Raw genomic sequence first — 15,303 nt, 5'->3', positions numbered from 1 at the left:
AACGATTTATTTTATCAGGTCAATAACTTAAACAAATAGAAGCTATAGGTTTCTTATTTTAGCATCTAGCGCTCTCTGGATAGTCAATCGAGGCGCCCTTTTAGTCACAAAGTTAGGTTAACGATACCTAGTCTATCGATAATGACTTTAAAAACTGCTTAAACTCTTCGCCTTTTTCAGAATGTCTTAGCCCATACTCAACAAATGCAGACATGTATCCAATCTTTGAGCCGCAATCATGCGACTTGCCAGTCATATGAAAGGCTTCGACGTCCTCAACCTTCATCAACGCGGCAATCGCATCGGTCAGTTGAATTTCACCTCCCGCGCCGGGTGGCGTAAAGTCAAGTAAATCCCATATCCTGTTAGAAAGCACATATCGACCTACAACAGCAAGATTCGAGGGCGCTTCCTCGACTAGAGGTTTCTCGACAATAGCATTCATTTTCACAGATTCACCCGGTTGTAGGTTAACTCCTGCGCAATCAACTACACCATAGTTTGACACTTGTTCTTGCGGCACCGGCTCGACCATAATTTGGCTTTTACCGTTGTCATTGTAACGACTAAGCATTGCCGCTAAATTCTCTGTTTTTAAATCACTTTCTACATCATCGATTAATACATCAGGAAGAACAACAACGAACGGGCTATCACCGACAAGAGGCCGAGCTTTTAAGACGGCGTGACCAAGGCCTTTTGCCTCGCCTTGCCTGACATGCATAATCGTCACTTTCTTAGGACAGATAGCCTGAATTTCATCGAGAAGCTGCCTTTTTACCCGTTTCTCAAGCGTTGTCTCTAGTTCGAAAGACTTATCAAAGTGATTTTCGATAGCGTTTTTTGAGGAGTGGGTTACTAAAACAATATCAGTTATACCAGCATCAATGCACTCATTAACAATATATTGAATTAACGGTTTATCTACTATAGGTAGCATTTCCTTTGGAATAGCTTTTGTCGCAGGTAACATTCTTGTTCCTAAGCCAGCAACCGGAATTACTGCCTTAACAGCTTTATTAATTTGCATTTGTAAATTCCTTTTATTATCAATCGGACCCGAATAAATCTCTGGTATACACTTTATGTTTCACAGTTTCTAACTCTTCTGACATACGATTAGTTACGATAACATCAGAGCGATTTAAAAACACTTCTATACTTGAAATAACTTCAGAATGATAGAATTCATTGTCACACAAATTTGGCTCATAAATTATTACTTCAATACCCTCAGCTTTAATTCGTTTCATTATCCCTTGAATAGATGAAGACCTAAAATTGTCTGAACCCGATTTCATTATTAACCGATAGATACCAACGACCTGAGGTTTTTTCGCTAGAACAGATTCAGCAATAAAATCTTTACGAGTACGATTTGCTTCTACAATCGCTTTGATCAAATTATTTGGCACATCTTTATAGTTTGCTAAAAGTTGCTTAGTATCTTTGGGTAAACAATATCCCCCATAGCCGAATGATGGGTTGTTATAATGGTCTCCTATTCTTGGATCAAAACAAACACCTTTAATAATCTGACTAGTATCTAAGCCGTGTGACTCTGAATAAGAATCTAACTCATTAAAATAAGCAACTCTCATCGCCAAATATGTATTTGAGAATAACTTAACCGCCTCTGCTTCAGTTGCATTCATCAATAAAACAGGCACATCATCAACCGAAGCACACTCTCTAAATAATTCTGCAATCTCTTTGGCTCTTTTAGAGATTTCACCTACAATTATTCTAGACGGGTAAAGGTTATCATGAAGAGCCCTTCCCTCTCTTAAAAACTCTGGCGAAAATAATATATTTTCTGAATCATTTTTTTTTCTTACCTTTTCTGTAAAACCTACGGGAACGGTAGACTTTATTAATATGACTGCATCCGGTTTAATCTGACTTGCTTCACTAATAACCGATTCAACACTACTGGTATTAAAATAGTTTGTTTCGGGATCATAATTTGTAGGTGTAGCTACTACAATTAACTCCGCACTTTCAAACGCTTTTTTTTTGTTTGTAGTGAATTGAATATTTTCGTTTCTCTCACTCAAATAACTCTCAATATCAGCATCTTGAATGGGAGATTCTAGTTGTTTAAGCAAGCTTATTCTTTCAGCGTCAATATCCAACGCGATGACTCTATTGTTTTGCGCTAGAAGTAAAGCATTGGATAATCCCACGTACCCAGTTCCTACAACCGTTATATTTTTCATCTGTCGAAGCCCTTTAACTTCAATTTATTTCTTGATTAATGCTTTTTGCTGAGTAATACATCTTTTAAAAAAAGTGGTGTAGATATGAAATTACGACGCCACAACCGCTTAGGTTCTCCAATTAATCTTACAAACCATTCAAGATGCAATTTAATCCAAATACTAGAAGGTCTATTTATCGTTCCCGCATAAAAATCAAAAACAGCACCTATCCCACTACTAAACTTTACATCAATTCTATTTCGAATACTTTCGATTAACTTCTCTTGTTTTGGCGCAGTTAGTCCAACGAATAACACATCCGGGCTGAACTCATTTATTATCCTCACGAATTCAGCATAGTCATCCTCGGTGAACGCAGGCTTGAACGGAGGAGAATGTGTATAAACATCTACATTTTCAAAATCTTTCGAAGCCCTTTCTTTAATCTTAGCAAGAGTATTATGCGAAGAACCAAGAAATAACACTTTCCCTTTATTTTGATTTAAAAGTTTCATAGTTTCAGTAAAAAGCTCATAGCCTGCTATTTTTGATATTCTCACACCTTTGAGGTATCTCGCGGCAAATACTATCCCACTTCCATCAGGGATAAGCACATCACTTTTTAATAAAGCATCACGAAAATCCTTATCAGATTTTTGTTCGATATATGAGTGAGGGTTTATAGTATTTACTACAAGGTTTTTTCCATCATTTAAACAGTACTCAATTATCTGTTTTACGGGCTCTGTAGAAACCTTAAACCCTAGAATGGGTAAGTTTTTTGTCATGTGTAACTCTGAAATTATAAATTAGTTTGTATTTAAAATACTTTTAGTCTCAAAATACATTTTTGTGTTCTGGTGGACTTGCTCGTTAGTCAACAATTCATTTATATCAATTAGTCTATATTCGCTGTGTTGTTTTTTAGGTAACTCGGCAATCTCCTTATCCATCTTAATCTCGAAAGCAAGTACAATATAATGAGTTGAAACTTCTTTAGAATAAAAGGAATCTTGGTAAAAATGCTCATAAACACCTAAACTCTTACATTCCTTTTTACTAAAAAGCATGCCGACTTCTTCGTTCATTATTCGACTTAATGCTTTTTCAATAGATTCATTCTTAAATATCCTGCCACCAGGAACAAACCAATAATTTTTAGCCGGCGAGTTTATTCTCTTTCCAACCAAGACCTCACCTTTATTATTTTTTATTATTAAATCTAAAGAGACTAGCGGAGTATTTCTGACAGTAGCTTTAAAATCTTCAACTGATAACAATTTCGACTATCCTCGATACTGTTCAATGTTGCTTAAAAACCATTCATAAGTAGAGGAAAGTCCATGTTCAAGGCTTGTAGTAGACTGCCAACCTAAGGATTTTAATCGGCTAACATCCATCAATTTCCTGGGAGTTCCATCTGGTTTGGAATCGTCAAATTCTATGTTACCTGTAAAGCCGACAACTGAAGCAATTGTTTCCACTAGTTCTCTTATAGTACAATCAACTCCTGTACCTATATTAATATGGCTAAGCATAGGTTCTATGTTTTTGTCGAACTCATCTTTTTTAAGATTCATCACAAAAACACAAGCCCTTGCCATGTCATCTACATGCAAGAACTCTCTCATTGGCTTACCCGTTCCCCAAGCTGTTACCTTACTTTCGTTATTTATCTTTGCTTGATGAAACCTTCTTAATAATCCCGGAATTACATGACTATTTTCTGGGTGAAAGTTATCATTGGGGCCATATAAATTAGTGGGCATTACAGAACGAAAATCGGTACCATATTGTCTGTTGTAGCTTTCACACAGCTTAATACCTGCGATTTTTGCTATAGCATAAGGCTCGTTTGTTGGTTCCAAAACACCGGTCAATAAACTTTGTTCATTCATTGGCTGTGGTGCATGCTTAGGATATATGCAAGAAGAGCCCAAGAATAATAGCTTTTTAACTTTTGCTTTATATGATGAGTGAATAATGTTACATTCAATCATTAGGTTTTCATAAATAAAGTCAGCAGGAAATGAGTTGTTTGCTACTATTCCTCCGACCTTAGCAGCAGCTAAATAAACTTGATCAATTTTTTCTTCTTTAAAAAATTTTGATACTTGCGTTTGATTTAGTAGATCCAACTGATTTCTGTCTCTTAAAACCAACTCGACATTTGCATCTTTTTTAAGTAGATTCACTAAGGCAGAGCCAACCATTCCTCTGTGACCAGCCACAAATATTCGCGTCTTTTTCATTTTTAGCTTTCTCTACTTACGGTTACGTCATACCCATGATCTTTTAATAAGGCATGACGCTTAGCTCTTTCCAAATCACTTAATACCATTTCTTTACACATTTCTTCTACCGAAATTTCTGGAGTCCAACCGAGCTTTTCTTTAGCCCTCGTCGGATCACCTAGTAGAGTTTCAACCTCTGCAGGCCGAAAATATCGGGGATCTACCTTTACTATTTCTTGCCCAGCAGAAACCTCAGGTGCTAGGTTTCCGGAAACAGACTTAACAATTCCAACTTCATTTGCACCGCTTCCTTGAAACTCAAGCTCTATCCCCAATTCTATTGCTGCCATTCTAACAAATTCACGAACGGAGATTTGTTTCCCCGTTGCAATAACAAAATCTTCTGGCTTATCTTGTTGTAACATCATCCATTGCATGCGGACATAATCCTTCGCATGGCCCCAATCTCGTAAAGCATCCATATTCCCTAAATAAAGGCAAGGCTCAAGCCCTAAGGCAATATTAGCAATAGCCCTTGTAATTTTTCGAGTAACGAAAGTCTCTCCCCTTCTTGGAGACTCATGATTAAAAAGAATACCATTGCAGGCATATATACCGTATGACTCTCGATAGTTAACCGTAATCCAGTATGCGTACATTTTTGCAACAGCATAAGGTGATCTAGGATAAAAAGGCGTTGACTCTTTTTGGGGTATCTCCTGAACTAATCCATATAACTCAGAGGTCGAAGCTTGGTAAAACTTAGTCTTCTTTTCTAATCCCAGAAACCTTATAGCTTCGAGTAGCCTTAAAGTTCCAATTGCATCGACATCAGCAGTATATTCAGGAGAATCGAATGAAACAGCAACATGAGACTGTGCGCCTAAATTATAAACTTCGTCAGGTTCGACTTCTTTTAGGATTCTCGTCAAGTTTGACGAGTCTGTAAGATCGCCATAATGTAAAAAGAACTTAGGATTTTCCTCATGAGGGTCTTGATAGATATGATCTAATCTTTCTGTATTGAACAATGAAGCTCTACGCTTTATTCCATGTACTTCATAACCTTTTTCTAACAGAAATTCAGCCAGATAAGAACCATCTTGCCCAGTAACTCCCGTAATTAGCGCTTTCTTATTTACACTCATGTATTAAACTCTCATATAAATCAATCGTTTTTTCAACGAAACCTTTCTCTAGAAAGGATTCGCAAAGTTCAAAATTTTGTTTAGAGGCACTTTGAAATTTATAATTCTCAAAGTACTCGAATAGCTCCGATTCGGATGACACAACAGTCAAATTTTCAAATTTATTCTCATAACTAGAAATACCAACTTTGTCCGTCACAACGACCTTTCGTCCAGCAACTAAAGCCTCTAAAGCAACTAAACTAAAAGTTTCGTATGTAACACTTGGTACTACCAATATATCTAGCGCAGCGTACGCTGTCAGTAACTCTTTTCTTGGAAGGTTACCTTGATATCTAATATTACTCGCAGCCTTCTCGTCACCATCACCAAAAACAAGAAACTCTTTGCTTTTATGTTTTTCTGCTAGTTTAAGGAACAAGTCGAAGCCTTTCTCCGAAGTGAGCCTACCTACAAACCCGATCTTTATCTTACTGTCCCTGTCTGAATCTCTAGTTCCACTTATATTATTTAAGATATCATAAACTTCTTGCTCCAAAAAATTTGGAATAACAACTCCAGCTTTTGACATCTTGTCACAATATTTATCATATATTTCTTTCTGCAAACTACTTATGAACACAAATTTATCTACAAGGCGCGTCATACATAGCAAACGTTCCGATTTAAACCGTAAATAATATCCTAGCGATTTAAAATAATTACCCTGAACATTATCGTAAAGAGTATAAACTGGGCCTTTTATCACCCCCTTAAGATACAATTTTCCTTTGAAGGCCAAGGTCGCACTCGGACAAATGTGCTTGAAATTATGTAATGTAAAAACTATTTTCGCATTTGCTAACCGTGCAGCCAATAAAGACGATACAGAAAGCCAAGGATAAATATTATGAAAATGTACAATATCAATCTTTTTCTTTCTGACCTGTTTATAAATTTTAATAAAAGAGACAACTGAAAAAATACCAGAGAAAAAAGCTATCACTTTATCTGATATGGATGATGGCGTTTTTGTAGAGTCGATCACGTAGGACTCTACCAATACAGAATTCTTTTTTAGAGCCCGTAGTTGTGCAAAAAAAACACTCTCTTCACCACTAAACTTTCCGTATTCATTATGTACTAATAAAACTTTCATTTTAAAATAAGCCTAAGTTTATTCTTAAACTTAAAGATATTACTATGATAATAATTAATCTGTTTTATCACTTTTCGATCAAATAACACTTCTCTAACAAATCTAGTATCCAAGTCGGTTTGTGCTTGAAAATTTGACGGAAATGGATTCATTCCAAAACAATGGGTAGCATCGCTATCAAAGCCGTTATTTCTAACTCTGGTAGTAACTGGGCATACGGATTTTAAATCGTGAGTAATGTGGTACGCTGTCCACATAATCGCCCAACTGTTAATTTTTTTCTTCGAATTATTCTTAAACATACGATATACGTCTTGCCCTGCCTTCCGAGACTTAAACCAAAAGACAATCTCCTCTAACAACGAGGAAGGAGAGTATGACCAATCACATTTATCCCACCGGTCCCGCCATGTAGCCCACCCCCAAGACGTGGGGCGAGGGTGGAAATACACACTTTCTGCATCGAGTCCAACTATAGGGGTTGTAAACGCACTAATTGAGCCAATCTCATCATTATTCTTATAGTAATCTAAAGCTTGATTCATGTACTTCAAAAAATCCGTTGTTAAAACTAAATCATCCTCAAGCACAATCACCTTCTCACACTCATTAAGAACTTGTGAAACACCGGATACAAGTGATTTGGCAAGACCGAAGTTTGATTCTCTTTTTATAACGGTTAACGACTTAAATAACCTTTCAAAGCTTTGCGTAGAATCTAGTGTCGATAGACATAAAACAGATTCTTTTTTGTTTCTAGGTCCATCTACTATAAAAACAACATCAGTCTTTTCTGCTAATTTACAAGCAGATAAACTACGAAGTAAGTTTTCTGCATGATGAGGTCTATTAAAACCGAAAACACAAACTTTCGCTAACACCTAAACTCCCCAAACCATACCAATTCGTTCGGCATAAGCCTTCACATCTGTAAGAAACAGTATCTCCAAAGCCGTTGCCCCATAATCCCAAGGACTTGAGTCGAGCCTGTAAACAAATAATAAACAACAAACCGTAAAAACAAGAAACGAGACTATCCTACTGAAATCTATTTTTGTCGAAAAAAAATAGATTAGATACATTAAAAATACTGCTCGAACAAAATCCATTAAAAAATAATATCTTAAGAAAATTAAGTTTATCTCATGAGACACTATCAAACAGCAAACCAGTAATAACGCAAAGCAGTAGACCACTTTTGTCTTTTCAAAGCACTCTGTTTTCAACACTCGCACGCAGACAAAACCAAAAAAAAGAATCGCATCAAAAACTATTAAAAATACTGGAATACTTCCATCATCCTTAACAAAGCCAATCTCCATATATGGTCTGAGCACTACTACAAAACTGGTCATAGCTAAAGCTATCAAAACACTAAATACAGAGATCAAAACCCAAGCTTTCCGGCTTAAACTTTTATAGAGGAGTGGAATTAGCACCACAAATGGTGCTACCGATATATGAACGAAAGGTGACATTAATATAAATAAACCACCTTTTACCGGCGAGTCTTTAAAAGAAGCTATACCATATATTAATACAGAAGCGGCCAGATATTGTCTAACTAAATGTCCAGAAAGTGAAAATGTAATTGAGAATAAAATCAATGAGAAAAAAATCAAATATTTCTCCCTCAATTCCAGAGGCATTACTTTGTCGAGAGAAAGCGCAAATAATATATAAATTATAAAAACGGACAGAAATGAGAAGAAAAATCCACCTGTATCAATAAATGAAACAAAATAGATGTAGTAATTAAAAATAAATTCAATACTACGCATTGAAACAAAATTGAATTGAATCACATCAAAAAAAGAGTAACCTCGAATCTCTCTAATAGCATCTATGTACACTAACATATCAGACTCAGGAACTTTTAATAGATTAATTAATGTAAAAAATAGCGCTAACCCTCCTCCTATGATTGAAAAAGCGAGTGATTTATTTATTTCACTTGCTGTAAGAACAAGAATAGATGCAAATAAAAAAAGAAGTGGAAAAAAAAACAAAGCGATGGAGCCAAGGACTAGTAACGTAATAAGCTTACTATCAAGCGCCAAATTCATTACCGGATCTCATCGAATAATAAACTGAATGAGTCCTTTACTTTGCTTTTAAGAGCGACATTAGATTGCCCTATGCTCCTCGAATAAAAATCGTTATCTTTAAATTCTTCAAGCTTTTTTAATACTTTCTTTTGAAACTTGTCATTAAAATCCAAATTGAGTGACTCTAGATTGTATAATTTCAAAAACTCTTGATACTTATGACTCCACCCAATCGCAATAGAGGGTACATTGCAACTTAACGAGCCAACAACCACATGATAGCGAGATGTAAGCGTAAAACATGATTTACTCAAAATATATTTTAGCTCTCTTGGCGGTAACTCTTTGTCAAAAAGTACTGGTGCGCAATCTCTCACTTTATCTACCAACATATTACATACTTTCAGGTCAGACGACCCATCATTTGATGTAAAATTATGTACTAACACGACAGGCGTATAATCCTTATATACTCCCCTTATAACATCAGATATTTTACTCAAGTAATCCGCCCCGTATTTGTTGTACATTATGGCGCTAGGACTTACGATAAAGTATTTTTCTATATTGAGTTTCTCAAATTGCTCGGAAAAAGATTCTGGAGGATAAATCAATGTACAATCAGGAAAAGGCCCCTTAATATTCTGATCTCCTACTAAATCTATTAAAAGGTTTCTACTTTTTTCGGACCTCATAAAGATGCTACTAGCTCTTTTATATACATATTTTGCTAAAATGCGCGTCAATAATTTCTCACAAGGACCGAAATCCTGTGTAAAAAAAACAAGCTTCGCATTTTTGCGAAGAAAGAAAGAGTGACGTATAAAATTTCTTAACACGCCCTTTATTGACTTATCATGGTAATTTATACCACCAATATCTATAACTACATCAGATTCAGTGACTTGAACGTGATAAGGCTTAATGACTTTTTTCGGATTAAATGTAATAAAATTAAGATCTAGACCAAGCCGCTCTGCGAATAATTTGTAGCTCGTAGATCCACCTAGCGCCTCCAAGTATAGTTTACAATCCGAGCCAAATTGTTTTTCAATTTGTAACACGACAGTCTCAAGCATTGCTTCCGCACCTTTATTACCGCCAGGTTGCGCATTTAAAATAAATATCTTTTTCATATTACTCTATAAATTCCGAGATTTCTTTTATTGACTTTCTTTTTGAATATGGAACTAAAACTTCATCAACAGCATGTCCAATCGCAATCGACAGGACAACTTTTTCACTGTCGCTTAAACCAATCAACTGACACATTTTTTTCTCTCTGTCGTGGTTGTCTGCCCAGTTTATGATACATGAAGACAATCCTTGAGCCTCTAAAGCTAAAACGAAAGGCATTACAGCTAATGTCCCATCAACATAGATCGAGTGCCTATTTGCAATATTGGAGAAAGCTTTCAAATCTCCTACCAATACAGCTATACACTGAACGTTTTCGCTCCACCCTACTGTACCAGCAGGAACTTTTGCGACCTCTCGCGCTAATTCAGGATCTGAAATAATATAAAACTTAAAAGGTTGTCGGTTACAACTTGACGGAGAGAGCAACGCCACCTCAAGTGCCTTATTTATTAGGTTTTTACTAACTTTCTTCGTTTTAAACCACCTCACAGATTTTCGATTTTCGCAGAGTAGTTTTAAAGATAAGTATTTATCTATTTCAATCTCGTTTTTGTATTCAACCGGTCCTTCCACCTTGCTATCAAAACTAGTTGAAAGAGAGCGATAAAGCGATTGTGCCTTAAGGTACTGCTCATGATCAGAATCCGTAACGTCGAAATACTCATCCAAAACAGTTTTTGCCCAATTATATTCACTTGTTTTAATCCGACCACTATCATCAGATAGAAACTTAAATGCTTCAACTGTTTCAAGTATAAACCGGAGGGCGAATACTTGCCTCCTGGGGATCATGGTTAATCCTTTTTCTATTCTATGCACATTTCTTCTAATAAAATATAGATTCCTTTTACCATGGCGCAATCGACTTTCATAATCATACGCTCCCCTCAAAAACGCAAAGTGTTCGTTTAAATACAGCCTACTCCAGAGTAATGAGAAATACGCTGTAATTTTATTAGATTTTGCAACTACTAATTTAAAATAATTAACATCATCCCTAAGTTTAACTAAAACCAAAAAAAGAGACTCTGGGACGATTTTTTTTAATAATGTTTTCATCTTTACTTCATAAACATGTAAAAGCTTCTCGCTCTAGAGGAGATTAGTGAGAATAGAACTACCGAGGACAAGTAGCCGCACACTGAAGCGACAGCGGCGCCCTCGATACCAACAACTGGAATCAAAAGCAGATTCAATGACAAATTAATTATTAATCCAAATGAGTGACGCAGTATGGACAGAACTAAATTGTCTGTAATAATTAACCACCTACTAAATAAATCACCAATGTATACTATAGGGATACTAAGAGCATAGATAGCCAAAACGTTTGACGCTTCCGTATAGTTTACTCCGTAAACGAGATTGACTATCTCACTTGAGAGTAAAAATACTAAAACTGAAACAATTAAGCCTAGGATGGCAAATTTAACAAATACTTTTCCAATAAAAACATTAAACTCTGTAAAGTTCTCACCGTGCAGCTTTATCATATTCGGAAAAAGTGACGGCATAACTATCATTGAAAACACAAAGCACCCTTCAACCAACCTTGTGGCTGCCGCATATAAACCGGCATTTCTTTCATCTAAAATATGTAGTACAAGAACCTGATCTACCTTCATATAAATTATTACAGCTATACTGGATAACATTAATGGAAATGATTTTTTTAGTAGATTCACTGTATATTCTATTGATAAATCAATATGCTTAACTACAGACTTCTCAAGCCTAAAAAAACAGATTAAACCCACTGAGAAAACAAGGAAAAGCTCCATCACTTGAGAAAAAACTAACGCATAAATTGATTTCAAATATACTGCTGAATATATTTTTAAAGCCGCCCCGAAAAAATATGCATTCACTTTATAGGCAGAAACAATTTTGTTTTTTAGTCTCGACTCAAAAAAAACATCCACAACTTGGGACATCGTTAGCATTATTAACATCGAACTTAACAATGATAACTCTGTGGATAGCTTCAACACATATTTGTAAACTAACAAACTTATTAGTGAAAATAACACACAAGAGGAAAATCTAATTATTAAGGAGTTAGATGCAACAAGATTAAGATTCGAGTTACTAATAAATTCTTTTGCCAACAGAGAGTTTAGCCCTAGAGCGGCTATAGCGGCAAGAATTACAGACACAGATAATATACTACTATACAAGCCAAATACATTTGGCCCAACTTCTCTCGCAACAATTACACCAACAACAAAGTAAGTTATCATTTTGCATATTTTTTCTAAAAATATGAAAAATGAATTAAATGAAATATGCTTACGACTATACACGCTAATTTTACTTTTAGGTTCTCGTGAGATTATATTTACGCGAACCTACAATTAATTAATAACTACTTAATAATGTAAGTCCGAATTAAAACTATTAATGATGAAAAAAATGCGCCAACAATAGTACTAACAATGCATATTAATGCCCTATTAGGTGTGGACCTTACTTCGGCTACTTTGGGCTCACTTATCGTTTTGAGAGCATACTCATCACTTACTTCTGTAAGCATGAGTGTTTTGGTTTGCTCTTCAATAAGTTGATAAAAAACAGCTTGCATCTCATTAATATTTGTTTGTTTTATCTGGCTCTGTAGATAACTGATACTTTTCAACGCATCTTCTCGATCTTTTTGTTGTATGTGAGAATTTAATGATAATACCAGCTTATCGAGCCATGCCTTAGCTAGCTTGGGAGAATAATATTCAAGACTGAGTTTAATAAACCCAGTATTTTTATCCTGACTAACTTCTATTCGATCTTTTAGTTCTTTATATAGTTCCCAGCTAGTCGGCTCAGAACCAATCCCTTTACCGTAATCAGGTTCTCTGACCCATTTTTTTTGGCTTTCATCGTACAAGTCAGCATTCACGAGAAGCTTATCATTATGTAACGACCAACCTTCAACTGCGAAAAGTTCTATTTGAATTTCTTGTTCTTTTATAAACTTTTCTAAAAACCCCCATGTTTTTATAAGCTCTATGGCAATTAATGATTTATCGTCTGAGCCGCCGGAACTAAGATTTATTCCAGCAAGAGAAGCTAGGCCTCCGAACTGTCCGGCCAACTTCGAAAGCCCACTCACGCCAGAATTTGACGAGGGTGCAAGAATAGTTGTTGACTTATATTGATTAGGGATATTTAAAGCAACAAATACGGAAGATATAGCAAAAATAGAAGTTACTATAATTATAATCCACTTTTTTTCCCAGAATGCATCTAAGATTTCTTTTAAGGTTATCTCGTTTTGATTCGAAGGCACACTAGTACTTTTTTCGATGCTCATCTTAACACACTATCCAATTTCTTATTTAACGAATGTATATTTTTACTCAACTAGCTGTAATACTAAAACTCAAGCAGAGCCTTTCTGCATCTTAAATTTCTAACACCATCTTATAGCGTTACTTACTCGACTTTCAAAACTACACGTTGGAATATCTTTCTAATTATTTAATAAATAGTTCCAATCTATTCTTGCCTCATTCCTATTAACCAGAGACTCGAAATCCGAAGATTCAAGCGATATATTAAAAGTACCACCTTTATCTGTGTTTATTTTCCAAATCAGTTTTAGTGCTGTTAAGTCACTTTTGCGTTTTGAAGAAGAATTATTTTCAATTCCTTCCCTAAAGGCAGGGATATGCAAAATATCTCGACCCTTTGTAAAATGTAATGATATTTGATTAGTTTTGTCTATAGTTGCAATTAAACCTAGAGATACTACACTTGTAAAATCGTCAAAAGTTGAGCCCAAGCTCAAATTATTATATCGAAAACCTAACTCAGTAAAAGAATTTTCTAAACTGTTGTTAGTCTCATTGAATCTCTTTTTATCAGAGACATCCATATACCATTTGACCCTTGTCAACCCAATTTTCAGCGAAGATGTCAAGCCAACTTGATTTATACTGTTGGTAGAAAACAGCTTACTGTTCGAGTAGCTGCTTCCATATAAGGCAACGGGTATTTGAAAGGGTAATTTCCACCGAAAATCTAAGCCACTAATTTGACGACTACTCTCATCAAAATACCTTAGACATTCCTGAGGATTTATTTTCATCTCAGAAACGCATATTCTGTTACTCAAGGCCACATCTAAAGAGCTATCAAAAGCTTCGACTTTTTTATCTTCAGTCGAAACTTGTGTAGAGCGAAGACCTACCTCAACAGACTCAATAGGTTTAAGTGTTAAAGAAGCCCCTATTAACTTGGAGTTTGCTTTACCTCGTTCATCATTGAGCTCAGAAACAAATGCATTAAATGTCCAAGGGCCGATCCATTGAAGACCAGATGAGTCAGCTTGGTCCGAATAATTTCTCTGAAATGATAGCCCAACAGGCGGCCGAGCATTATTCGAAAGTATGTTATTGGAACTCCAACTAGGCCCCCACCACTTTTCTACTGCGCCGATAGTAACAATCCAATTACCAAAGATAGATGAAATATATGATCCATCAACTCGTACATCATCACCATCTATCGGATCATCCGCATAAGTCAACTCAGCGTTCCAAGCAAAATGCCGACTCATCCCTGCTCTTCTTGCTGATAACTCATTCTTGGCTCGAGAAGAGTCTCCAAAAGTCCTGATAACGTTTTCATTATCAGAAAGTGAAAATTTAAGCTGCCGCAAATCCTCGCCTATTGACTTTCGTCCTGCTTTTTTAACTCGCCAATAAGTTGCTCGATATTCCATCGGAATATTCTCACTTTTAACCGAATCTAAGTCTCTAATTATCCCCGACCACATCAAAGGATAAGTTGAAATAGGCACTTTAATCACGCCAATATCTGCTAAGATTTCTATATCGGCCCGCAGGAATTCATCTCTAGTGTCGATCCAAGGTTCAGCACTAATTGCGTTACAAAATAATAATCCTAAAACAATTATTAATTTGTAGGAGCGAGATACAAGGTTCGAGGTTCGAGGAATTAAAACCTTTTCTCGAATACACTGTGCCCTATTGCTACTCCCTCCCAAAACCTAACACCTTTTATTCTAATTTACTTTGTATTAATAAAACTTTTTCTTTTGGTAATCAAAGAGCCTAGCATTTTACTAATTGCTTTCGATTCAAGTTTCATCTGACTTGCAGTGTCAGTGTTTAAATAGTTAATTTCTTGTCCGATAATAATTTGTGTGTAAAGTTCACCACAGGAAGCTTTAGCATAAGAAAGAAAATTTAATGATTCTTTAATTGAAATTCTTTCCATTCCCTCCGCAATATTGCTAGGTATCGAAAGACTTGCTCTTCCTATTTGATCCTTGAATCCGTAATCTTTTAATTTAGATGTTTCTTTGTATACTTTAGAACTTAACTTAACCGCTCTTTTCCAAACTTCCATATCTTCAAAATTCATTTGCCCCTC

The 15,303-nt window shown here is 35.7% G+C and carries 15 protein-coding genes; all 15 read right to left on the bottom strand.

The features are described from left to right. Positions 1-127: 127 nt before the first annotated feature. Positions 128-1,030, bottom strand: a complete 903-nt coding sequence (gene galU, locus FLL45_RS03540; RefSeq protein WP_142888398.1) for a UTP--glucose-1-phosphate uridylyltransferase GalU — start codon at positions 1,028-1,030, stop codon at positions 128-130. Positions 1,031-1,049: 19 nt separating this feature from the next. Continuing rightward, a complete protein-coding gene (locus tag FLL45_RS03535; protein WP_142888397.1) occupies positions 1,050-2,219 on the bottom strand; it encodes a nucleotide sugar dehydrogenase in 1,170 nt (389 codons plus the stop codon). A gap of 35 nt (positions 2,220-2,254) precedes the next feature. Further along, positions 2,255-2,989, bottom strand: coding sequence for a WecB/TagA/CpsF family glycosyltransferase (locus tag FLL45_RS03530; RefSeq protein WP_142888396.1), 735 nt, complete (start codon positions 2,987-2,989; stop codon positions 2,255-2,257). A gap of 21 nt (positions 2,990-3,010) precedes the next feature. Next, positions 3,011-3,481 carry a GDP-mannose mannosyl hydrolase gene (locus FLL45_RS03525; RefSeq protein ID WP_142888395.1) on the bottom strand — a complete coding sequence of 157 codons (471 nt, stop codon included), beginning with the start codon at positions 3,479-3,481 and terminating at the stop codon, positions 3,011-3,013. A 6-nt stretch (positions 3,482-3,487) separates the two neighbouring features. Next, entirely contained in the window at positions 3,488-4,453 is a 966-nt protein-coding gene (gene fcl / locus FLL45_RS03520) for a GDP-L-fucose synthase (RefSeq protein WP_142888394.1), read from the bottom strand. A gap of 2 nt (positions 4,454-4,455) precedes the next feature. Next, positions 4,456-5,583 carry a GDP-mannose 4,6-dehydratase gene (gene gmd, locus FLL45_RS03515; RefSeq protein ID WP_142888393.1) on the bottom strand — a complete coding sequence of 376 codons (1,128 nt, stop codon included), beginning with the start codon at positions 5,581-5,583 and terminating at the stop codon, positions 4,456-4,458. Then, entirely contained in the window at positions 5,570-6,721 is a 1,152-nt protein-coding gene (locus tag FLL45_RS03510; protein WP_142888392.1) for a glycosyltransferase family 4 protein, read from the bottom strand. Before FLL45_RS03510 ends, gmd begins: the two co-directional genes overlap by 14 nt. Then, complete coding sequence (locus tag FLL45_RS03505) at positions 6,718-7,602, bottom strand: glycosyltransferase (protein WP_142888391.1); 885 nt, start codon at positions 7,600-7,602, stop codon at positions 6,718-6,720. The genes FLL45_RS03510 and FLL45_RS03505 overlap by 4 nt, the downstream gene beginning before the upstream one ends. Then, on the bottom strand, positions 7,603-8,787 hold the full coding sequence (locus FLL45_RS03500; protein WP_142888390.1) for an EpsG family protein: 1,185 nt from the start codon (positions 8,785-8,787) through the stop codon (positions 7,603-7,605). It lies immediately after the preceding gene. Continuing rightward, positions 8,787-9,905 carry a polysaccharide pyruvyl transferase family protein gene (locus FLL45_RS03495; protein ID WP_142888389.1) on the bottom strand — a complete coding sequence of 373 codons (1,119 nt, stop codon included), beginning with the start codon at positions 9,903-9,905 and terminating at the stop codon, positions 8,787-8,789. Before FLL45_RS03495 ends, FLL45_RS03500 begins: the two co-directional genes overlap by 1 nt. A gap of 1 nt (position 9,906) precedes the next feature. Then, positions 9,907-10,968, bottom strand: a complete 1,062-nt coding sequence (locus FLL45_RS03490) for a nitroreductase family protein (protein WP_142888388.1) — start codon at positions 10,966-10,968, stop codon at positions 9,907-9,909. Between the two features lie 2 nt (positions 10,969-10,970). Beyond that, positions 10,971-12,212, bottom strand: a complete 1,242-nt coding sequence (locus FLL45_RS03485; RefSeq protein WP_142888387.1) for a flippase — start codon at positions 12,210-12,212, stop codon at positions 10,971-10,973. Between the two features lie 62 nt (positions 12,213-12,274). Then, the gene (locus FLL45_RS03480; protein WP_142888386.1) at positions 12,275-13,216 is read right to left on the bottom strand and encodes a Wzz/FepE/Etk N-terminal domain-containing protein; all 942 of its coding nucleotides are present in this window, start codon (positions 13,214-13,216) and stop codon (positions 12,275-12,277) included. A gap of 159 nt (positions 13,217-13,375) precedes the next feature. Continuing rightward, complete coding sequence (locus tag FLL45_RS03475; RefSeq protein WP_185964307.1) at positions 13,376-14,566, bottom strand: capsule assembly Wzi family protein; 1,191 nt, start codon at positions 14,564-14,566, stop codon at positions 13,376-13,378. 371 nt (positions 14,567-14,937) lie between these two features. After that, positions 14,938-15,294 carry a four helix bundle protein gene (locus FLL45_RS03470; RefSeq protein ID WP_142888384.1) on the bottom strand — a complete coding sequence of 119 codons (357 nt, stop codon included), beginning with the start codon at positions 15,292-15,294 and terminating at the stop codon, positions 14,938-14,940. Positions 15,295-15,303: the final 9 nt, after the last annotated feature.

The sequence above is a fragment of the Aliikangiella marina genome, assembly GCF_007004765.1.
Taxonomy (GTDB): Bacteria; Pseudomonadota; Gammaproteobacteria; order Enterobacterales; family Kangiellaceae; genus Aliikangiella; species Aliikangiella marina.
The sequence above is the reverse complement of the archived record's forward strand: the minus strand, read 5'-3'. Positions and strand labels throughout refer to the sequence as shown.